This is a genomic window from Methanomassiliicoccales archaeon, from assembly GCA_038850735.1.
GTDB lineage: Archaea > Thermoplasmatota > Thermoplasmata > Methanomassiliicoccales > JACIVX01 > JACIVX01.
In genome coordinates this window covers 33,157-53,400 of record JAWCLO010000004.1, presented here as the reverse complement: position 1 = coordinate 53,400, position 20,244 = coordinate 33,157, and the positions used below count along the sequence as shown (strand labels likewise).

The 20,244-nt window shown below is 42.7% G+C and carries 22 protein-coding genes; 15 read left to right on the top strand and 7 right to left on the bottom strand.

From position 1 onward, the window contains the following. Positions 1–71 precede the first annotated feature (71 nt). The 13 genes from QW087_03680 (at position 72) to QW087_03620 (ending at position 10,665) form a co-directional block, all read left to right on the top strand. Entirely contained in the window at positions 72–1,652 is a 1,581-nt protein-coding gene (locus QW087_03680; GenBank protein MEM2943820.1) for a methanogenesis marker 3 protein, read from the top strand. Next, positions 1,649–2,077 (top strand): methanogenesis marker 6 protein, encoded by a 429-nt coding sequence (locus QW087_03675; protein MEM2943819.1) that lies wholly within the window; start codon positions 1,649–1,651, stop codon positions 2,075–2,077. Before QW087_03680 ends, QW087_03675 begins: the two co-directional genes overlap by 4 nt. After that, the gene (locus QW087_03670) at positions 2,074–2,508 is read left to right on the top strand and encodes a methanogenesis marker 5 protein (GenBank protein MEM2943818.1); all 435 of its coding nucleotides are present in this window, start codon (positions 2,074–2,076) and stop codon (positions 2,506–2,508) included. Before QW087_03675 ends, QW087_03670 begins: the two co-directional genes overlap by 4 nt. Beyond that, entirely contained in the window at positions 2,505–3,731 is a 1,227-nt protein-coding gene (locus QW087_03665) for a methanogenesis marker 15 protein (GenBank protein ID MEM2943817.1), read from the top strand. The genes QW087_03670 and QW087_03665 overlap by 4 nt, the downstream gene beginning before the upstream one ends. Positions 3,732–3,734: 3 nt before the next feature. Then, positions 3,735–4,313 (top strand): methanogenesis marker 17 protein, encoded by a 579-nt coding sequence (locus QW087_03660; protein MEM2943816.1) that lies wholly within the window; start codon positions 3,735–3,737, stop codon positions 4,311–4,313. Then, positions 4,291–5,259 (top strand): methyl-coenzyme M reductase family protein, encoded by a 969-nt coding sequence (locus QW087_03655; GenBank protein ID MEM2943815.1) that lies wholly within the window; start codon positions 4,291–4,293, stop codon positions 5,257–5,259. Before QW087_03660 ends, QW087_03655 begins: the two co-directional genes overlap by 23 nt. 60 nt (positions 5,260–5,319) lie before the next feature. After that, positions 5,320–5,688: a metalloregulator ArsR/SmtB family transcription factor gene (locus QW087_03650; protein MEM2943814.1), complete on the top strand. Its 369-nt coding sequence runs from the start codon at positions 5,320–5,322 to the stop codon at positions 5,686–5,688. Between the two features lie 34 nt (positions 5,689–5,722). Further along, the gene (locus QW087_03645) at positions 5,723–6,181 is read left to right on the top strand and encodes a GIY-YIG nuclease family protein (protein ID MEM2943813.1); all 459 of its coding nucleotides are present in this window, start codon (positions 5,723–5,725) and stop codon (positions 6,179–6,181) included. 82 nt (positions 6,182–6,263) lie between these two features. Further along, the gene (locus tag QW087_03640) at positions 6,264–6,491 is read left to right on the top strand and encodes a hypothetical protein (GenBank protein ID MEM2943812.1); all 228 of its coding nucleotides are present in this window, start codon (positions 6,264–6,266) and stop codon (positions 6,489–6,491) included. 155 nt (positions 6,492–6,646) lie between these two features. Further along, positions 6,647–7,555 (top strand): GTP 3',8-cyclase MoaA, encoded by a 909-nt coding sequence (gene moaA / locus QW087_03635; protein MEM2943811.1) that lies wholly within the window; start codon positions 6,647–6,649, stop codon positions 7,553–7,555. 4 nt (positions 7,556–7,559) lie between these two features. After that, positions 7,560–8,297: a molybdopterin-guanine dinucleotide biosynthesis protein B gene (mobB, locus tag QW087_03630; GenBank protein MEM2943810.1), complete on the top strand. Its 738-nt coding sequence runs from the start codon at positions 7,560–7,562 to the stop codon at positions 8,295–8,297. 362 nt (positions 8,298–8,659) lie between these two features. Further along, positions 8,660–8,884 carry a hypothetical protein gene (locus tag QW087_03625; protein ID MEM2943809.1) on the top strand — a complete coding sequence of 75 codons (225 nt, stop codon included), beginning with the start codon at positions 8,660–8,662 and terminating at the stop codon, positions 8,882–8,884. A 209-nt stretch (positions 8,885–9,093) separates the two neighbouring features. Further along, positions 9,094–10,665, top strand: coding sequence for an FAD-binding oxidoreductase (locus tag QW087_03620; GenBank protein MEM2943808.1), 1,572 nt, complete (start codon positions 9,094–9,096; stop codon positions 10,663–10,665). A gap of 10 nt (positions 10,666–10,675) precedes the next feature. Here the strand turns inward: QW087_03620 and QW087_03615 are convergent, their stop codons facing one another. From QW087_03615 to QW087_03590, 6 genes are all read right to left on the bottom strand, one after another. Next, the gene (locus QW087_03615) at positions 10,676–10,819 is read right to left on the bottom strand and encodes a YHS domain-containing protein (protein MEM2943807.1); all 144 of its coding nucleotides are present in this window, start codon (positions 10,817–10,819) and stop codon (positions 10,676–10,678) included. 8 nt (positions 10,820–10,827) lie between these two features. Next, the gene (locus QW087_03610; GenBank protein ID MEM2943806.1) at positions 10,828–13,332 is read right to left on the bottom strand and encodes a heavy metal translocating P-type ATPase; all 2,505 of its coding nucleotides are present in this window, start codon (positions 13,330–13,332) and stop codon (positions 10,828–10,830) included. 55 nt (positions 13,333–13,387) lie between these two features. Next, positions 13,388–13,786, bottom strand: a complete 399-nt coding sequence (locus QW087_03605; GenBank protein MEM2943805.1) for a RidA family protein — start codon at positions 13,784–13,786, stop codon at positions 13,388–13,390. A 21-nt stretch (positions 13,787–13,807) separates the two neighbouring features. Continuing rightward, positions 13,808–14,518, bottom strand: coding sequence for an HAD family hydrolase (locus QW087_03600; GenBank protein ID MEM2943804.1), 711 nt, complete (start codon positions 14,516–14,518; stop codon positions 13,808–13,810). A 142-nt stretch (positions 14,519–14,660) separates the two neighbouring features. Continuing rightward, a complete protein-coding gene (locus tag QW087_03595) occupies positions 14,661–14,897 on the bottom strand; it encodes an Lrp/AsnC ligand binding domain-containing protein (GenBank protein MEM2943803.1) in 237 nt (78 codons plus the stop codon). 85 nt (positions 14,898–14,982) lie between these two features. After that, positions 14,983–16,002: an NAD-dependent epimerase/dehydratase family protein gene (locus tag QW087_03590; GenBank protein MEM2943802.1), complete on the bottom strand. Its 1,020-nt coding sequence runs from the start codon at positions 16,000–16,002 to the stop codon at positions 14,983–14,985. Positions 16,003–16,192: 190 nt separating this feature from the next. Here QW087_03590 and QW087_03585 point away from each other — a divergent pair, with 190 nt between their 5' ends. Continuing rightward, positions 16,193–16,486, top strand: a complete 294-nt coding sequence (locus tag QW087_03585; protein ID MEM2943801.1) for a hypothetical protein — start codon at positions 16,193–16,195, stop codon at positions 16,484–16,486. 82 nt (positions 16,487–16,568) lie between these two features. Here the strand turns inward: QW087_03585 and QW087_03580 are convergent, their stop codons facing one another. Continuing rightward, the gene (locus QW087_03580; GenBank protein MEM2943800.1) at positions 16,569–19,316 is read right to left on the bottom strand and encodes a tetratricopeptide repeat protein; all 2,748 of its coding nucleotides are present in this window, start codon (positions 19,314–19,316) and stop codon (positions 16,569–16,571) included. Positions 19,317–19,450: 134 nt separating this feature from the next. Here QW087_03580 and QW087_03575 point away from each other — a divergent pair, with 134 nt between their 5' ends. Continuing rightward, positions 19,451–20,035 (top strand): DUF835 domain-containing protein, encoded by a 585-nt coding sequence (locus QW087_03575; protein MEM2943799.1) that lies wholly within the window; start codon positions 19,451–19,453, stop codon positions 20,033–20,035. Positions 20,036–20,244: the final 209 nt, after the last annotated feature.

Here is a 20,244-nt window from a genome sequence, read left to right as displayed (position 1 = left end):
TAGTTTTTTCCAGCCTCAACCTTTTTAGCGAAAAAATATTTATGTATGCTTGTTATGACAACGGCGACCAGATGAAGATTAAACTCAATGGTAAGGAGATTAAAATAAAGAGAGGAGCAAAGCTGCGAGAGGTTTTGAGTAGGGGGATCTATGAAGAGGGATCAACTGTCGCAATCATTCGCCCATCAAGAGTACTTCTAGCGGAAACACGTGAATTTTTGATAAGAACAAACAAAGGCGAAATGATTCTTAGGCTTAATGATTCAGAATCATCTGAGTTGTTTCATAAGATCCATGGCGAAATCGCTGGCAAATCGATCAGATGGAAGACCTCGAAAGTCCTAGCTATAGGGTCTTTTCCAACGAATCTGTCGGTGAACAGATCGAGTTACAGATATTCAAAGTCTGATTGCTACTTTGCGCTTGGGGGATTTGATAGCAGGACAACTTATCTTATGATCGCAAGAGACGATCATGAAGGATGCTACGGAGCTGGTAATGCGTTAGTAGGGAGGATTACAAGGGGTAAGCATCTACTGGACGAACTTGAAGAAGGTGACAGAGTACAATCTGTTGAGCCAGTAATTGAAAAGAGAGTCGAGAGCAATATAGTAATCACTGATAATCTTGACCTTGAAATAGAGGATGAGGCAGAAATTGAAAGTTACGTCGAAGTGCATTTGAATAAGAATTCGCCGGTGAGTGCCGAGCACTTTCTTGTTCTTGCGGAAAGGAAAGTCATTCCGATCACCGAAAGCAATTCTACATACGCGGCCTGTTCTGCACGAATGGATGTATCACTTGTACCTGAAGATATCAGAATCAGAGATGAAGATAACGTCACGGTTAGGAATGACGGTATTGGTGCCGGCCGGATCTATTTTTATAAAGTTCGGAGACAGATTTCACAGGCGCACAATTTTATTGGAACTGTTGTCAAAGGAAAGAATTTGATCAGAGGAGTAAAAGCGGGTTGCAATGTGACTATCGTCACCTATCCAAGGAGAATTCTCACCATAGGATTGACACAGATTGCTGGGGAGGAATTTCTGAGGCAGATGGGATTTGAGCAAATCAGAACCGGTGATACCTCGGATAACGCTGTCATAGTTGAGCAGGAACCAGAGCTAACTATGGAAGTAATTTCTGGGAGAGCGGTTGAAACATTTGGCGTGTCGCCAGAGAAGATTCATGAGATCGAGCTATATGATTCCATCTCTCCAAAAACCACTCAGTATCTGCGGAAAATGACAGGTCTTGATCATAAGTCTATTGGGACGATGAAGGTTCATTTCACATATGAGGGTTTGCCTATGATCACTTTCGAAGGAAATGCAAGGGAAGCTTCGAGCCTAGTCCCAGAAGCGTCTTTCAAAGAGGTATCAGTGAAAGGGGAGCTTGGAGTGACGAATATGTCTCGCCCTTACCGTGGCCTTATTGGCATCAGGCTGGAAGAGAGCGAGGAATTTGGGCCTACTGGCGAGGAAAGGTACGGAACAAACATCGCAGGAAAGCTGGTTAGCGATCTCGATAGGTTAATGCGTGGAATTAAGGAAGGAGATGTTGTTTATATTAAAGAGAGCACTGGAAAGGATAGAAGCCATATTAGACGTAAATCGAATAAAAGAGATAAGAAGGGGAATTTTTCGTGAAGAATGAAATAGAAACGAGAATGATCGTCATCGCACCAACGTCCGAGATCACACCAGATCAAATCGTGAGATTTTTACACACGTTGAATCTGAAAATCACAGTGAAGGAGACTTGCTATGGGGCATTGATAGAGGGAAGCAGAGAAGATATCAAACAGGCGGTGGCTGAAGTCAGAAAATTAGACCCATGCCGGATCTTTGTCAAATTGAGAGGGTTTCCGATCGGTGACCAGAGAAGGTGCAGAGCGCTTCACGGATCAAGGCCGGGTTTTACGCAGCTAGAAGAGGAATGGCGCATGCTGGCAATGATTGAAAAAGGAATTCGCGCAGCGGAAAAAGAGGAGAAGCTGAAAGAGAGAGTGAAGCAAAAGAAGAAGCTTCCTGTTGAGGCGCTGAAGAAGGTGATTGATGAGGTGATTGGTTGAAAGTATTCATTGTACCGCCAAATAGCCTTATCCTATTCGACCTCGTCGAGAGATTCGGGCATGAGCCTCTAAGCGCCATGAAGGCTGTACAGGAGAGGCTTAGGAATTTGGAAGTTGATTCGCCACCTATTAATGTGACGCCAGAGGATGTAAAGAGGGGACTCAAATATGCCGGAATTGAAGTGCCCTCGGGAATAAGAGGACGTCTAGCACTTTGGGGACCATTGATCGACGAAGCAGAAGCTGCTATTATTATGGAAGAAGCACCATATTTTTTTGGTTGCGTCGGATGCCACAGGACAAATGAGATGGTTAAATATCTTCTTCGGAAAAGAAATATTCCCATACTGGAGGTGCGTTATCCCACGGACGAAGAAGAAGCGAAGGCCATGGTTGTAAAAATAAAAGAATTTCTGGAGGGGCTGAGATGATCAAGATAGCTCAGCTGTCATGCGGAACGGAATACAGCGGTGTTCAAGGAGAAATCGAGAATGCAGCAAGTACAGTGGGAGCTAAGATGGTGGCCCCTGATTTGGATTTGAAGGACGTCGATTCCGCTCTCGAGGAATTTGGTTTTATCCCGACGAGTCCCCAACTCAGAATGATGATTGCAAGGGCGGTGCAGTTGGCCCATGGACGATATGATGCTGATGCTGTTTTCATTGCAACCTGCTTCCGTTGCGCTGAGGGAGCCCTCGTTCGCAATGAGGTGCGAAGGTATATTCAGAATCATACAAGGCTTCCTGTGGTCACCTATTCTTTCACAGAGAGAACGAAATCGGGTCAACTGCTCACAAGAATGGAGGCACTGGTTACGATTGTCAGCCGGAAGGATCTACTGGCAAGAGAGAGGCAGGTAGGACTGACAGCAGGTATAGATTCTGGATCTACGACAACTAAAGCTCTGATCATGAAAGACAATGAGATAATAGGAAAATACTGGCTTCCAACCGGTGAGGTCATCGCTTCTGCTGAGGAAGCACTTGAAAAGGCGATTGAAGCGGCGGGAATTGCTAGGAATGATATTGAGGCGATTGGCGTCACGGGGTATGGTCGTTTCACTCTTGGAAAACATTTCAAGGCAAAACTAATCCAGGAGGAATTGACAGTCAACTCTAAGGGAGCGGTCTGGCTTGCTGATAAACAAAGAGGAGAAGCAACGATTATCGACATTGGCGGAATGGATAATAAGGCTATAACCGTAAGGGACGGTATTCCTGATAACTTTACAATGGGTGGAATCTGCGCAGGAGCATCTGGTAGATTTCTGGAAATCGTAGCAAAGAGGTTGAAGGTGGACATCACGGAACTTGGTAAATTGGCCGATGCAGGTGATTATAAGCGGATCAACATGAACTCATATTGCTCAATTTTTGGTATACAGGATTTGGTCACATCTCTTGCTGCAGGTAGCAAGATTGAAGATGTTGCGTCTGCAGCGTGCCATAGTGTTGCTGAGCAGGTTTACGAGCAGCAGTTGCAAGAGATCGATGTAAGGCAACCAGTGATTCAGGTCGGAGGGACTTCTCTCATAAGCGGCATGGTGACGGCAATGAGAAATATTCTCGGAATTGATCCGATCGTTCCGAAAGATTCTCAGTTTATCGGAGCGGTCGGTGCAGCACTTCTGGCATCCGGTTTTATTGAGGGTTAATCGATGAGAATTGAAGTGGAAGGGCCTGAGAAAGCTGGAAACGAAGGTTATGTCGAACTTTTCAATAGTATTCTCCTCGATCTCGGAATTACAAGGCACGTCGAGGCGGCCAAATTCATTATAAAACCCTCTGAACCGCTGTTTCTCGTTTCTGTCAAGACCAGGCTAGCAGCAGGTAAAATAAGAATCAATGATATTGCCGAAGTCACAAAGACTAAGGCAGGAACTTTCATTAACATCACCGACGAGAACTATGCACCTTCTCTTCTATCGCTGCTTTGGCGAATGTACGGAAGGGAGCGAATAGAACAGCTATCCCGTTTAGAAGTTCTCTGCAAGGGCATTGAAGAAGACGAGATTCTGGAACTCGTTATTGACAGGGGGGAGGAAATGAAGAAGAAAATACTCGATGCACTTTGGCGTCTTCTTCCAGAGGGATTCAAAATTCGCTATGAACTTTCATCGGAAAGCGTTATTACTATAGCAGCAACTGAATACGAGATGAAAAAAGAATGGAAAGAACTAGCGAATAAACTCCACAAGGAGATGGAGGAACTCGATGTTCAAAGTACTGCTTTTTGACGGTGGCGTTTACAGAGTAAACGAACTCTACGAGTTGGTGGAGGATCTCGGTGGCTTTATAATACAGAAGACGCAGAGTCATACATCAATACTCGTCACGCTTGTTATTCCCGAAGAAGTTAGGGAAGAAGTCGAAAAGAAATCTATCGAGCTTGGCGCAAAGCTGGTAGATATCCCTCTTGGAGGAACGGAAATAGCTGTTGTAGCGCCGACACTTGGGCGACACCACATGCCTCATCCAGTCTGCGATATAGCAGAACACCTCCGCAGATATGGTGCAATCACTGTTGTCATGGGACTTGCGAGAGGTAAAGGTAGGAGATCAGCGCAAATCAGCGCTGTAGAAAAAGCATTGATTAACGAGTATGACGCTGCTGTATTCGTTTTAGGTAATTTCGAAGACTGTATAAGAAACGAAAAAGTGAGGCTTTTTGAGGATATTGATGTACCAGTCGTCGTAGCCTGTGGACCAGAAATTAAAGATCTTCCAAATTGTAAGGCAGTTGTTTCGGGAGTGAGGAGAAGAGTGGACAGGATGAGGCGGGCTGAAGAAATAGCAAAATTAGAAGAGATCGCAAAGGAGGTCAGCAGGGTTGTCGAAGAGCGACGAAAGATCATTGATGAAGATCCTCTCTTCGTTCATCCCGCAGAAATTAAGCAGAGGATTGACGAATTACCGCCAGTTCAAAAAAGTCTCAGACCAGCGCCAGTGGTCCTTCATCTCGATGGATTGCGGGTGAAGATTCCCTATTGTGAATGGAAGACGGAACTTGAGTCTATGAATGTCTATGGACGGAAGCTTGGTGAGATTGCCCAGCTTACTGATTCGAAGCTGGATGGGAGTACCCTCATCAAGATTTTCACAACTTCAAAAGTTGCATCGCTCTCTCTCAAACGAGGAAGAGAACCTTCGGATCTTCAGACTAATGCATTTGCGAAAGTCTAAATATCGCGCTCTTGCATCAATCAAGATACATAATGATTTCACATTGGAGGTCAAAGCGACATGGCTCAGGAATTCTGCAAGAAAGTTGAGATTCCCGATCCGATAAAGGAATCTCTTAATAAAATTGGAGGTTTGCCGGGAATCGAAGCTCGACTCCCGTCAAATGAAAGAATTAAAAAATTAAGCAAAATTTTTCATGCAATGTCGGATCCGCTGCGCGTTCAAATCCTATTCATTCTTGATAATCAGCCGCTCTGCGTTTGCCTCATCAAAGAACTTACAGCAGCTCAAGATTCCAAGCTCTCTTATCACCTTTCGGTTCTCAAAGACGCGGGACTAATTAGCGGAAAGCAAGAAGCCAACTGGATAATTTACGAAATTTCTGATTTGGGGAAATTAATACTCGCCTCAGTATCAAGTATTCATTAAATATTTCGCAGATGGTCTTGAGAAGTGTTATAAGATGCGTGGTGGAATTCTTAAGGGTACTTATATTCTCATAATCGAGGTACCAAGTGCAGTAGAAATAAAAGTCGGCAAATTAGGCGTGTTTACGTTTGAAGAGGGATATTATGCTTACGTCGGATCTGCGATGAACGGCTTGCATGCGAGGGTTCGTCGCCATTTCTCGTCAAATAAGAAGGACCACTGGCATATTGATTATCTATTGAGATCGGCGAGGATAGTGGAAGCGTTCATTATCCCTTCCGAAACAAAAGAAGAGTGCACGATTAATGAGCAGCTAGGAACGTTTACCGGCACAGCTGCGTTTCCAAGAGGATTTGGCTCCTCTGATTGTTCATGTGACTCACATTTGCATCGAATATCTGCTGAGACACTCGAAGAAATAAGAGATGAGGCAAAAAAGAGAAACTGGCTCGCATATTCCATGCCATGCGATAAGCAATGGGCAAATTCTTAATTCAATGAAGAATGGGTACAAATATCATAAATGATATTATAATATAGCATGTTGTAAAGCTCGAGGCAGGAGATATATTATCATGTTCTCTTCCAAAATCGAGCGCCTTGAAAAGAAGATCAAAGAAATCAACGCGATCAAGAGTGAGTACAGGGCAATTATAGATGATGCAGAAAAAAGGATGAAGGAAAAAAGGATTAACAGAGAAGAATACGAGAAAATTAGGGAAAAAAACGAGGAGAAAATCGAAAAACTTAATGAGAAAATCAAGGAACTCAGATCACTTATTAAAGATTTGAAGGAATCCTAAATCATCGGAATCAATGCGTACAAATGATGCATCGCGTTATTTTACCTTCAGATTTTATCGATTCATAATGGTGATGTATTTTCAATTTTTTGCTGATATTTGATAAATTATTTATCGTTATTCCCTCATAAACACATCGCTTGAGGGAATAAGCTATGCTGGTGGATTCCTATGGTCGCGAGATCACCAACTTGAGAATTTCCGTTACGCAGCGTTGCAATCTTAATTGTTTTTACTGCCACAGGGAAGGTGAGCAAAAAGCAGTCGGTGAAATGTCTGCCGGTGAAATATCAAGAATCTGCTCAATTGCATCGAAGCTTGGCATCAAGAAGCTCAAGATAACTGGTGGCGAGCCATTGATGAGAGACGATATCGTTGACATCATTTCTAAGTGTTCTAATTATTTTGAGGAGATTTCAATGACAACAAACGGCACGCTCCTGGCCTGCTTAGCGCCAAGATTGAAAAGAGCAGGATTGTCTCGCGTTAATGTGAGTTTAGATACGCTCAATCGCTCAGTTTATCGTAAGATTACGGGGCAGGATCTGCTTAGTGAAGTGCTCGATGGCATTGGCAAATCAATCGAGGCTGGATTAACTCCTGTTAAGATCAATACTGTAGTTATGAAGGGAATCAACGAAATGGAAATTGATGAACTAATGAAGTATTCTAAAAGTGTTGGAGCAATTCTTCAGCTTATTGAACTTGAAACACAAAAAGAAAGGGTTAATGAAAGATTCTTCAAGGACTATTACTGTAGCCTTGAGCCTATAGAAAAGAGACTAGAATCCATCGCACTAAAAATTGTAGCACGCGATCTTCATAAACGAAAGAAATATTATTTGCCCGAAGAGGTAGAAATTGTAAGGCCCATGCACAACACAGCTTTTTGCGCTCACTGCCACCGCCTTCGAATAACCTCTGATGGTTATCTAAAACCATGCTTGCTCAGAGAGGATGGAAATGTTGATTTGATATCTGCTTTGAGAAGAAACTCGAGTGATGATGAATTAATTAACCTATTCAAAATTGCAGTCGCGAAGAGGGAACCATATTGGAGATGATGACTTGATTGTTGCTATCGTAGGAGAATCTAACTCAGGCAAGACCCACCTTTTGGAGTATTTAAGCGGTGAGTTGACTTCTAGAGGTATAAAAGTGTCGTCAATCAAACACGTACATACCAGAGATTCTCTTGTTCCTCAAGGAAAAGATACTACACGACACCTCAATGCTGGTAGTTCTCCGGTTTTAGGCATATCCCCAAATGAGACGGTGCTCTATTACAACAAATCACTTGAGCTTGACGATGCTTTTTCTCTATTGCAAAAAATTGCTCAGCCAGACATCATTCTTGTTGAAGGATTTAAGAAATCTAAAATTCCAAAAATAGTCATAGGTAACGCAGATGCAGAGGAGCCAATTCTTTTACGATGCAAAGAAGCAACAGACTGTTGGAAACGCGCGATCGAATTGATTGAAAATGAAATTAAAATTGAGCGTATTCTCCGCACCTTGCCGCAGCTCAATTGCGGTAAATGTGGGCATCAAAACTGTAGTGAGATGGCAAGTGCAATTGCGGCAGGCACGGATCTAATAGAGAACTGCCGCAACCGTGCGGAAGTATTGGTAAGACTTTACGCTGATGGAGAGGAGATTCCGCTCAATAGATTTGTCTCAAACCTGATCTCTAACATCGTTGTTGGAATGGTTCAATCTTTAAAGAGAGTCGATTCGCCGAAATCAATCATAATCTCAATTCAAGACAAAAGTGTCAGGAAAAATGAGAAGATGCAAGAGGATTGATGTATTTGCAGATTCATAATTCGTGAAATACAAGTTCATTCGAAGATCTTGGATTCTGGGTCGAACTCTAAAGTGCTGATTAGAGTCTATATTTCCAACAATTCTTTCTTCGCGGCAATCTGTTTCAGTATAATCTTGTTGCATTCCGGTTGCTTTAATACGCTTCTAGTGAAGTTTCGTTTTTAATTGACTACGTAATTTCTAATCTAATCACTTGGAATCGCGGTCCATTGCATGTGATCCATCAATAGTGATGGTTTCATCAGGATTCTTCGAGCTAATCTATAAATATGGCGTGAGAGGTAGTAAATATTGCCCAAAGGCGGAATGCACAAGGGGAAAACGGATATGAAACATCGTCTTTGGACGGTGCGACATATCTGGAACCCATCTGCGGCGAAAGCCGTAAACCGTTCCTCATCCCTGGTTGCCATGGCCCCAGGTTGAGCAACGGATATGTTGCATGTGATCCGCCTCTCGAGGTGGAACATTGCAGCAAAGATGGGCAATCGGTTGCGCCTCTCACCAGTGGCTTTACGGAGTTGCTGGTGAAAGCGGTAGCCGGTAAGACGCCCGGTGCACCGTAATCTTTGGGCAGGATTTTTCTTTCTCCTACATGCTAATTCTACGTGCTAAGTGTCGATTTAGGCGATCAAGATTCTAGCGGAAATCTGTTGTCTTGATGTCAATTCTTCATTGAGTTCGGAATATCCCATTATTTGCGTGGTAGATTTAAAATAGCACGAAAGGTTATCGCTTCCAAATCCGAAAATCTATCCATGTGGAGGACGGTCAGATGGATTCAGAAAGGAGCGCAAAATCGGAAGCGGTCCTGCGATACGTGAAAAAGCTTGAAGATGCACTGGGAAAGGACAATGTAAAGACGAGTGAATTTGAGAGGCTACTTTACAGTCATGACCTCGCTCCTCTTCCAAAGGAGGCTCAATTGGCTTTTAAGAACATACCTGATGTTGTAGTTAGACCACGCTCGACGGAGGACGTACAGAAAATTGTTAGGATTGCAGCTGAAGAAGGCGTTCCCGTTACACCAAGAGGAAGTTCGACATGGGGCTTAGGAGGCAGTGTTTCCGCTTTTGGTGGGATTTTGATCGACATGAGCGGAGGCATGAATAAAATCTTGAAAATCGACAAGGAGAATCTCTGCGTAACAGCTGAGGCCGGTGCCACGTGGAAACAAGTGTACGACGCTTGTATGAGTAAGGGTCTTCTTCTCGGATCATATCCAAGCAGTTTCCCAAGTGCCACGCTCGCAGGTTGGATTTCTACTGGGGGCATAGGTATAGGCAATTACAAGTACGGTTCTGCTGGCAACAATATAAGAAATATGGAAGTTGTCATGCCAGATGGAAATATAATTAATACTGGCTTTGACGAGCTCTGTGATAACAGCTCTGGATACAACCTCAATTGGTTGATTGTTGGCGCAGAGGGTACCCTTGGAGTTGTTACAAAGGTCACTTTTAAGCTGTATCCGGCCCCAGAACTTATGAAGCCAGTATCATATGCAATGGACGACTTGATTTCAATCGGTCCCGCGCTTATGGAGGTGTGCAGATCTCGAATTGAACCACTTCATATTTCATTCGGTGATAGGAAGCATTATGAGTTGCTCAGGAAGGCAGGGAAGCATGCTCCTGAGGTGGGAAGCATGCTCAGCTTCACGCTTGAGGGCGACAGCGAGGTTGTCAAGCACGAAGAACAAGTTCTCGATAGGATTATGGAAGCTCACGGCGCGAAGAAAATGCCAGATGAAGTCGCCATACATGAGTGGGAAGAGCGTTGCTATGAGTACAGATCTAGAGAAATTGGTGTGGGTGAAATTCCTGGAGAGGTTGTTGTTCCATTGAGGGAATTTTCCTCGATGGCTAAAGCGACATATGATTTGATGGAAGCAATGAAGATGGAAGGTGCTGTCATAGGTATAATGGCTGACAGAAACACTGCGATGTTCATGCCATATTATCTCTTTGATTCTGAGAGTTTGGTAAAAACGATGACGTCACTGGCTTTCAACAAAAAGTATTCAGACCTTGCATTCCAGCGGGGAGGCAGACCCCTTGGGTTTGGCATGTTCTTTGCATCGAATCTTAGTATAATAAGGGGAAATAGCGTTAAATACATGAAGGCAATAAAAGATGCCCTCGATCCCAAGGGAATCATGAACCCTGGCAAGCTTTTTGAAACTGTGACTCGTCAAGGTATTCATGTTCATCCTACTTTATTTGAACTTGGAATGGATGCTTTGGCGATAGCGAAGAAGGCGCTTCCGAAGGATCAGGAAATAAATGCAAAAGCAAAGCAATATGAAATAGAAAGGCTTGAAAAAGAAAAGAAGGGTTCTCACTAATTGAGACAAATCATTTCAGAAATTTTGACGGATCGGCGTCAAATTTCTTCTTACAGCCAGGTGCGCAAAAATAGTATTTCTTTCCTTTATATTCTGACACCCATTTCGCAGTCTTTTCATCGACATCCATTCCACACACGGGATCCTTTGCCATTTTTTCCATCACCTCCCTTTTCTTATTTCAGGAACATACCTCCGAAGCATGAGAGCGTTTGAAACGACTGATACAGAGCTCATTGCCATGGCCGCCGCAGCAACTACGGGCTGTAGCAGTATTCCAAAAAAAGGAAAAAGCACACCCGCAGCGATCGGAATCCCGGCGGTATTGTATGCGAAGGCCCAAAATAAGTTTTGTCGGATCTTGCTCACTGTTTTCTTGCTGAGCTGAATTGCAGCAACGACATCGTTTAGATCATCTCGGATCAGAACGATGTCGCCCGTTTCAATTGCCACATCCGTACCACTTCCAATGGCAATTCCTACATCAGCTTGTGCGAGTGCCGGTGCATCATTTATACCATCGCCGACCATCCCAACTACATTTCCTTCTTTTTGGAGTTTTGCAATTTCTTTTGCTTTGTCGTTCGGAAGCACCTCGGCCAGTACTTTTGTGATTCCAAGCTTCCTTGCAATGGCATTTGCCGTTCTCCAGTTGTCTCCGGTGATCATTGCCACGTCGATTCCCATCTCCTTTAATGCCGACACCGCACCAGCAGAGCTTTCTTTCAATACATCTGAAGAGGCAATCAGCCCCCTAATCTCGCCATCAACGGCAAGAATCATCACAGTTTTTCCATCATTTTCTAGAGCTTCCAGGCGTTCTTCGATCTTGCTCGTTTCCACGCCACTTTCCTTCATATGTTTCCTATTTCCCAGCAAGATTCGGTGACCTTCGAAGGTTGCAATGACACCTTTACCAGGTACCGTTTGAAATCCATCAGCATGAGCTATTGTGATGGACTTCTCGACCGCATACTTAACAATTGCCTCCCCGAGGGGATGTTCTGAAGCCCTCTCGGCAATCGCAGCATATTTGACAATTTCATGCTCTTCCCCAGAGATCGGAATCACATCGGTCACCTGGGGACTTCCGCGAGTTAATGTGCCAGTCTTGTCAAAAACAATGGCATTGATTTTCCCAGCGAGTTCAAGCGCTTCGCCACCCTTGATTAAGATTCCATATTCAGCTCCTTTACCTGTGCCGACCATGATTGCAGTAGGGGTAGCTAAACCAAGTGCACAAGGACAAGCAATGACGAGCACGGTTATGAATATTGAAAGCACCAGTGCGAATCTCGGCATATCGAATTCGAACATGTCGTATCCAATAAAAAACCAGAAAAGTGCGCTTCCAATTGCAATCAAAATAACGACAGGTACAAAGTAAGACGAAACTCTATCAGCAATCCTTTGAACTGGTGCCTTTGAACCCTGAGCTTCTTCAACGAACCTGATGATCTGTGCGAGGACTGTATCCCTTCCAACCCTTGTTGCGCGGACTTTCAAAAATCCATTTTTGTTAATAGAGCCTCCGATGACTTCGTCTCCTATTTTCTTCTCCAAAGGCATGCTTTCACCTGAGATCATCGATTCATCGACAGAGGAGTACCCTTCGATTATTACGCCATCGGATGCGATCGACTCGCCCGGTCTGACAATAAAAACATCTCCCACTTGAAGTTCCTCAACAGGTATTTGAAATTCTTGATCCGCGCGCACTACACTAGCCATTTTCGGCTGGAGATTCATGAGTTTTTTGATCGCCTCGGAAGTCTTCCCTTTCGCCTTTGCTTCGAGATACTTACCAAGGAGAATCAATGAGATGATAAGTGCAGATGTGTCAAAATACACGTGGCCAAATGGCACAATGCTTGGTAAGAATACGGCCGCGACACTGTAAAAGTAAGCGGCAGACGTCCCCATGGCGACAAGGGTATCCATGTTCGCCCTTTTATTGCGCAAAGCTCGATATGTACCTACATAGAATTGATGGCCAGCTATAAATTGGACGGGAGTTGCAAGTCCAAAGAGTATAATTTTGCTGGCATTCATCATACTCTCGTTCATTCCAAGAGCTGAAAAATCCATGACCATTGTAAGAAGAAAAGTCGGGATACTCAAAGTAAGGCTGAAAATGAGAAGCAATTTCTGTCTTCTTGCCTCTTCTTCCCTCACGGATTTCTCTCTTTCGGCTGTTTCGGTTTCTAGTACTTCGTATCCGGCCTCTTGTATTGTCTTCTTAATGTCCGTTATTCTTACGTATCTGGGATCATAAATTACCCGTGCTCTTTCGGTCGCGAGATTCACGGTGGCATCATGAACGCCTTCAAGCCGGAGAAGCGCCTCTTCGATCGTTTGCGCGCATGTCGCACAAGTCATTCCTTTGATTGCCAGAGTAATGTCATTTAATGCGACATCGTATCCTGCCGATCTTATTGTACTTCTAATGTCGTCGAATCTTACTCTTTTTGGATCATATGCGATGTTCGCACTCTCTGTTGCCAAATTCACGCTAGCTGAATCAATGCCTTCGATTTCGGATAATGCTTCCTCGATTGTTTGAGCGCAGGTGGCGCATGTCATTCCAAGGATTGGAAATGTTGCGGTTTTCTTTTCGTTACTAATCGTGTTATTCGAAAGTTTATCTTCGTCGTTTTCATTTTTCATAATAATTGTTAATCTTAGGATAAAATGGGATATTAACCTTTACGTCAATGGCAAATCAAGCGTCCGAATCTGCGGTGTTCGTCCTGGCGATCAAATCAATTTCGACTCTCGCACCTAAGGGGAGCTGCGAAACACACACCGTTGTTCTTGCGGGAAAATCCGTCGAAAAGAATTGTCGGTAGACTTCATTCACATCCCTAAAGTACTCGAGACTGGTCAAGTATATCGTTGTGCGGACTGCTCTATCAATAGACGATCCCGACGCCTCCAATATGGCCTTTAAATTCTTGAGGGTTTGTCTCGTTTCGTCGGAAACACTTGTGTTCACCAGTTTGTTGGTTTTTGGGTCAAGGCCGATTTGACCTGAACAGAAGATAAATCCGTCTACGATAACTGCTTGTGAGTACGGTCCAATTGGTTTGGGTGCTGATTCAGAAGATACGATCCTTTTCATAATACATCAATAATCCATTTTCTATTTAAGAAGTTCAGCATTTTTTCTCATTAGTATATCGAGCAAAGCTGGTAGATCTACTACACTGTTAATAACTGTCATGCAACCCACCCCACTCCACTGTTCGATGTTGAAAGCACCGGTTAAGACTCCCACGAACGATGCACCGGCATCAATTGCACAAAGATAATCTATTTGATGATCCCCGACTAATAAGCACTGGGACGGATGGATACCCAGCTTCATCGCCATTCTCCTCAACGCAATTCCGTTAGGTTTTGCCTCTTCATGAGGAAAATCATCCCTACAGATGACACCGTCAAAGAGCATCAATTGAAGACCTGCGATCTGACATGCCATTTTCAGATATCTCCTAGATCCCCTTGTCAATACTCCGATTCGAAATCCTTTATCCTTAAGGACATTAATGGTCTCCGGCACCCCATGAATAAGTTTCGTTCCGTTTACGCTTTCAAGTTCGGATTCCAATAAAGCTTCTTCCACAACTTGATCGATTTCATCCAATAAGCTAGATTTATTGGCTTGTAGCATCTTTTCTCTTACGTTTTTTAAATTAAACGCAATTGTTTCTTCCCAATTCAAAAAGCGTTCATTTACGCCAATATTGATTAATCTCGAAAATACTTTCTGTTTCATTGAAGTAAAATCAATTGCACTTTTCACAAGAGTGCCATCAAAATCGAAAACAATGGCCAAAATTGGTTCTTGCACCAATTGAATACACCCTCTCACTAAGATTTTCCTATTTTGAGATGCCTGTTTTTTGAATTTTTTAAATCTTTCTGCTTTTTTCCATACTCCACCTCACAATTACGCATATAATTTTCTGATCTAGCCCTTGCCGTCTTATCGTTCAGAATTCCTCGATTACCGTGAGCGTCTCTGTGTGGACAACACCTGGCAATGCGCCAATTTTGTACAGTACTGTTTTTCCAAGAGATTCAACGCTTTCTCCTTCGATCTTGGCAATAAGATCGTAATCGCCAAAAAGCGGATAAACTTCAACAACTTCATTCATTCGTTTTAATTCAGAATATATTTGATGATCCTTTTGAGGTGCCGTAATAATAAGAACATAAGCAATGGCCATCAATTAACCCCCTACTTGTATCGACGTGTCAATACTTATCGCTATCGTTCATGCGCCTGTTTGGACTCTATAGGAAATTGTCAATCTAATTTTCTCGAACTCTCTCAATGTACCACTTAGCTGTTTTCTTTATGCCCTCCTCGAGTGTGGTCTTCGGCTCAAATCCCAATTCTTCTTTCGCCTTTTGAAAATTAATTAATGGATAATCCTTCCCAAAGAGCTTGATCACAAATGGCGATACAATTGTTTCAATGTCTTTTCGCATAATCGCTGCCTTGATTTGAGTCATTTTAGCCACCGTCATTGAGAGTGCGTAACCGTAGTGATGATATTCTACTTCCTTGCCCAATTCTCTAGAAATTAAATCGTAGATTAGCTTAAGGGACGCCTCCTCCGCTCCGTTTATGTTGTACGCGCTTTGCGTGACCATTTCTAGAGTACTTGCGGCGATAAAGGCATCAACAAGATCTTCAATGAATATAAGGGGAAATCTAGTTTTCCCGCTACCTACTAACATGGCAGGCCCCTCATCGATCGCTTTGAACCAATGATACGCTGCCGTATAATCTCTTGGGCCGTAAATGACGCCAGGCCTTAATGCAATACCCTCGACTCCAAGTTCTTGGCATTCCTTAAAGAATATTGTTTCGGCCTCTGCTTTCGAGCGACAGTAGTTCTCTCTCATCGACGGTCTTATCTTTTTGAGTGCGTCTTGATTAATCTGGCCTTCAGGTCCAGTAACAGCGAGCGAGCTAGCATAAACAATTCTTTTCACATCTGCTTTTGATGCGGCGATTGTAACATTCCTCGTCCCCTCAACATTCACTTTGTAAAGATCTCTATACGGCGAGTTATATTTCACAGCACCAGCGCAATGAAAAATTGTATCGACACCCCTCGCTGCTTCAATGATGCTTTCAAGATCTAGAAGATTTCCGTGATATTTCTCAAAATGCAGGTGCTGCAATTCCGAGAAATCGCTCGTTTTTCTCGCCAGAACTCTCACATCTTCATTCATTTTGCACAATCTCTCAAGTACGTGGCCGCCTAAGAAACCTGACGCACCAGTAACAAGGCTCACCATAAGCAGGGTGAAGGCAAACATATTTCAAAAAGCTATCGAAATGGCGAGGATTGATCAATAGATCAGGGTTCAAAACATTTGATTTTTATTATTCAAAGGTATTAAGAAAAAATGCGCCGTATATTAATATTTATACTTTACTGTAGCATGCTCAACGATTTTTTATATATTATTTTCGGCAACCATCTATCAATCGTTGAGGAGGGTTGCGATGAAAAAGCGTCTGATGGCGATCTTTTCGACAGTTGCATTGTTTGTGGCTGCATGTGGGGTAATGCTCTCCATTCTTGTTCCACTGAGCATACCTGGGAATGATCCGCATAAGATTCTCAGCGGGGGATCATTGGGTATACCTGGAAACGATCCCCATAATTGGATTAATGATACAGGCCCCGGTTTGATTTCAGAGGCTAGCTATTGGGCAATACCGGGAGATGACCCACACAACTGGCAACCGCTACTAGAAATCCAAGTACTTGGCATCCCCGGGAATGATCCACATTGAGTTTTTTTTCTTTTCTTATCTTCATTTTATTTATTATTTATGGATACGGAGAGTTGTGCATAAAAGTTTGTGCGATTAAGCATCACGTTGAGGAATTTGTTTCAGATTCTACTTTGGCCAGAAAACTAGATGGCAATAGTCCAAATGTAGCTTCAATTTCTTTTTTCAAATTGTCATATCCATGCATTGATGCAAGCTCATGAGCTTCACTCAGAAAAAGGCGGGCACTATTATAATCTTTATTTTCGATGCATACTTGACTGATTTCGAACAACCAATTGCTGAGTTTCAACGGCACACCAAGAGGTCGCAATATGTCCAAAGCTCGGATGAATTCTTCCTTTGCCCAATTCCATTCACTTTTGTTCACATAGAGATATCCTCGATAAAGACGCATCGTTGCCATCATGATCTTGTCATCGATTTTCTGGAAAATCTCAATTGCCCTTTTCAAGGCCCCTTCGGCCTTCTCAAGATCGCCAATTTCAATGTATAATGCTACAGCATTCGATAATGCATACCCTTGAGTGTTAATATCCCCAGATGAATTTGCAAGATCAATTGCCTTGTTATTAATCTCAAACGATTTCTCATATTGGTTTGTGAATCGATAATCATTTCCGAGGCTTGTGTAGACTTTAGCGAGTTCTTTTGCATCACCCGTTTTCCCAATTATTGCGATTGCCTTTTTCTTAAATTCGATCGCTTTATCATAATCTAAAAGTTGCCCATAGACGCGACCAAGGCCGTATAGAGCCTTCCCAAGTCCAATATCTTCTCCAATTTGCTCAGATATCATTTTTGCCTTGGAAAAAAAGGTTATAGCTTCACTATACTGACCTCTTCTCTCGGCGATTCCTCCCAAATCGTAATATACCGTAGACAGCAAATAATTATCCCCACTTAACAGTCCAATCATCAGGCTTTTCTCGAGCATTACTTGTGCTGATTGGAACTCAGTTTTTCTTAAATAAAGCGAGCCTATCCTTCTATAAATCTCACCTAATTTTCTTTTTCCTAGTTCTGTCTCATCAATTTTCAAGAGACCTTCATAAGTCTTGAGTGCAAGGTCCCATTCACCCTGTAATTCTAGTATCTCTCCGTGTATCAAAAAAAGATCTACCCTATCCTGGATGCTGGTTTCAAGATGTTGTGAAACGATTTTCTCGACGAGGGGGGCCATATTTGATGCGAGTCCCTTAGATATAATCTGCCTACCAGATCCCACGGCTATTTGCAGGGCTGTCCTCCAATCACCCGACATCACACTGTGGTAAAGAGCTTCGACCAAAGAAAGTCCCGAAGATGTATCAGTCAAGTAAAAACGGGCGGCAGCCTTATGGTAGATTGCTTTCTGCCTTGGTGTGAGCCTAGAGTAAAAGAAATCTCTAAGAAGATCGTGCATTGCTACCATTCTTCCCATTGATTCCTGCAATAGAAATCTCGAGAAGAGATCATCCAATGCGTCGTGATCAAATACAAAATCATTATAACGCATAGTAAGTGAATCAATCCCGGATTCTTTTGCAATGAATTCTTCCACCATAAAAAAAGCATCGACTGGTACGGGATATCTGAAAACAGATGCTATTTCCAGTATTCGCCGCTCTGCAAGGTCCAAAGTCGAGTAGACCTCCTGTTCTAAAAACATCCTCATGTCTCTCTCAGAAGTAGCATTCGCTTTCCTTACCAATTCCAAGAAGAAAGGGTGCCCCTTTGTCGCCTCAATCAGTTCATCAAAATTACGTTCGGGTATAGACCTGCTTCTAAGTAGCTGAATGCAGCTCTCTCTATCAAGCCCCTCAAGCGCGATTTCATCTACTAGTCCTGAGATGACGTCCCCTCGCGAATAAAAGGATGGTATTATACGACTTGTGCAGGCAATTTTCACACCTTCCATATGTTCGAGAATTCTTACCATGGCTCGAAGAAGCTCTAAAACTTTTGAATCTGCCTTATGAACGTCATCCAAAAAAATGAAAATATTTGCATTCTTGAAATCACTTTCTAAAATATGGCATACCTGTCCGATTGTAGGATTCTCTGTCTGAGTAATGAGGCGTTCCAGTCCCTTTTTACCAAGCTGTGAGAGAAACTCAGCAAGCGGACTAAGAAACATCCTTGGAGATGTCCATTCGGTCAATCGATACCAAAAAGCATTGGTTCTTGTTCTCACGTCTAAAGCAAACTTTGCGAGAAGTGTCGTCTTTCCAATACCAGGTATCCCATATATCACCGCAATTTTCTTATCATCTGAGTTCAAGAAATCCTCAAGCCTTTTTAGTTCGTTTTTTCTTCCAACAAAAAATCTTACTGTAGGCTTCTTGTCTGTAAAGTCTACGAATTTTCTTTCTTCTTTCACTTTCATTTCGTGGAAGGATAAACAGTTAAACGTGCCTCTGGTAATGCAGAGTGCGAGCTCGAGAAGGGAATAACTTTTGGGCAGGAGGGAATTAAGGTTTCCGACAGTGTTAGAAATTTCATTGCCATTGAAATCAATAACGGTGATGCGAGTGTTTTCAATTTCTTCCTTTAGTGATAACGCCTTCTTGAATCCATTTGGAGTTAGTGAATAAACATTACGAATACTTGGCAATCCCTTAACATGCTTTTTTTTGATTTCTATATCTCCATCCGCTGCAAGCGCAGCGACAATCTTTGATACGTTGTTCCTTCCAATACCAGTCGCAACCGCAATCCCCTCCTGGGTTACGGAGGGAGGGGCAGTATCGTCTTGTTGATATCGATAGTATGTGAATAAATGAAGAAGTATCTTCTCCTCATTGCTGAGAAACCACTTTCGATTGCAGCGGTGGATGGAACGACTCACATAATTCTATTCTCGTATCGTAAAAAAAAGTTTCGCATCTAGCGATTCAAAAGAAAAATAGCATGCTCAAATTGAGTTTATATATCATCAAATGAAGAGCGTGTATGATGAAAAATGTAACAGGAGGACAGTTCATGCGTGATGTCAAGAAATTATTTAAGATATCGGTTGTTCTCGAAAGTTACCCAAGAAAAGGTTTTCAAATGCTTGGACAACTAAATTGCCTTTACAAGCATGGACTATGCATAACTAGGCTTCATCCAGAATATGTAAGTTCAAAGTACAACCTTAAGAATATGGAGTATTACTGGCTCAGCTGTTGCAAAGGTAAAAAAGTAATTTCTCCAAAATCAATTTCGCATATGATAAGAATAATCAAATTATGGTTGAGAAAAAATGGAAATTCATTGGTATTTATGGATGGCATAGAATATTTGCTCATATGGAACGACCTCGGGAGAGTGATGCACGCGCTTGAAGAGATAAATGCAATCCTTATTAGTGCAAATTCAGAGATGCTGATTTGCCTAGATCCACTGACTCTAGAACAACGAGATGTTGAAAAGATTATCTCTGTTATGGATGTGAAGAGCTTTGACGAAGTTACTAATGTCGTGGCGGAAACAAAACCTCAGCAAATCTCCGAATCTTTGCAAGAGAACACTGGTCAAACAGTCGAGGGTCTACCGAGATCACAAGAATTGCATGCGATTCCATGACAGCATCATTGAGATGCTCTATGAATATTTGTAACTGTGAAAACTGATTGAATAACGAAAGATATTCAAGACCATCAAGAAGTACTGTTGCGGAGGAATTTACTCTCATAAAAGTACTAGCTCTATTGACGATACGACCGAGCTGGTGAGGAGCCATGTTCTTATTGCCGGGTCTTTCGCTGAGCCAAATCGTATCCTCTATCTCTCTT

Excerpts from the sequence above, each read along its gene's own strand:
- QW087_03595 (MEM2943803.1), bottom strand. The coding sequence starts at position 14,897 with ATGGCCATTGCTTATGTTCTTATTATTACGGCACCTCAAAAGGATCAT.
- moaA (MEM2943811.1), top strand. The coding sequence starts at position 6,647 with ATGCTGGTGGATTCCTATGGTCGCGAGATCACCAACTTGAGAATTTCC.
- QW087_03680 (MEM2943820.1), top strand. The coding sequence starts at position 72 with ATGAAGATTAAACTCAATGGTAAGGAGATTAAAATAAAGAGAGGAGCA.
- QW087_03585 (MEM2943801.1), top strand. The coding sequence starts at position 16,193 with ATGAAAAAGCGTCTGATGGCGATCTTTTCGACAGTTGCATTGTTTGTG.
- QW087_03575 (MEM2943799.1), top strand. The coding sequence starts at position 19,451 with ATGCGTGATGTCAAGAAATTATTTAAGATATCGGTTGTTCTCGAAAGT.
- QW087_03650 (MEM2943814.1), top strand. The coding sequence starts at position 5,320 with ATGGCTCAGGAATTCTGCAAGAAAGTTGAGATTCCCGATCCGATAAAG.
- QW087_03665 (MEM2943817.1), top strand. The coding sequence starts at position 2,505 with ATGATCAAGATAGCTCAGCTGTCATGCGGAACGGAATACAGCGGTGTT.
- QW087_03610 (MEM2943806.1), bottom strand. The coding sequence starts at position 13,332 with ATGAAAAATGAAAACGACGAAGATAAACTTTCGAATAACACGATTAGT.
- QW087_03655 (MEM2943815.1), top strand. The coding sequence starts at position 4,291 with ATGTTCAAAGTACTGCTTTTTGACGGTGGCGTTTACAGAGTAAACGAA.
- QW087_03640 (MEM2943812.1), top strand. The coding sequence starts at position 6,264 with ATGTTCTCTTCCAAAATCGAGCGCCTTGAAAAGAAGATCAAAGAAATC.
- QW087_03620 (MEM2943808.1), top strand. The coding sequence starts at position 9,094 with ATGGATTCAGAAAGGAGCGCAAAATCGGAAGCGGTCCTGCGATACGTG.
- QW087_03615 (MEM2943807.1), bottom strand. The coding sequence starts at position 10,819 with ATGGCAAAGGATCCCGTGTGTGGAATGGATGTCGATGAAAAGACTGCG.
- QW087_03605 (MEM2943805.1), bottom strand. The coding sequence starts at position 13,786 with ATGAAAAGGATCGTATCTTCTGAATCAGCACCCAAACCAATTGGACCG.
- QW087_03645 (MEM2943813.1), top strand. The coding sequence starts at position 5,723 with ATGCGTGGTGGAATTCTTAAGGGTACTTATATTCTCATAATCGAGGTA.
- QW087_03660 (MEM2943816.1), top strand. The coding sequence starts at position 3,735 with ATGAGAATTGAAGTGGAAGGGCCTGAGAAAGCTGGAAACGAAGGTTAT.
- QW087_03590 (MEM2943802.1), bottom strand. The coding sequence starts at position 16,002 with ATGTTTGCCTTCACCCTGCTTATGGTGAGCCTTGTTACTGGTGCGTCA.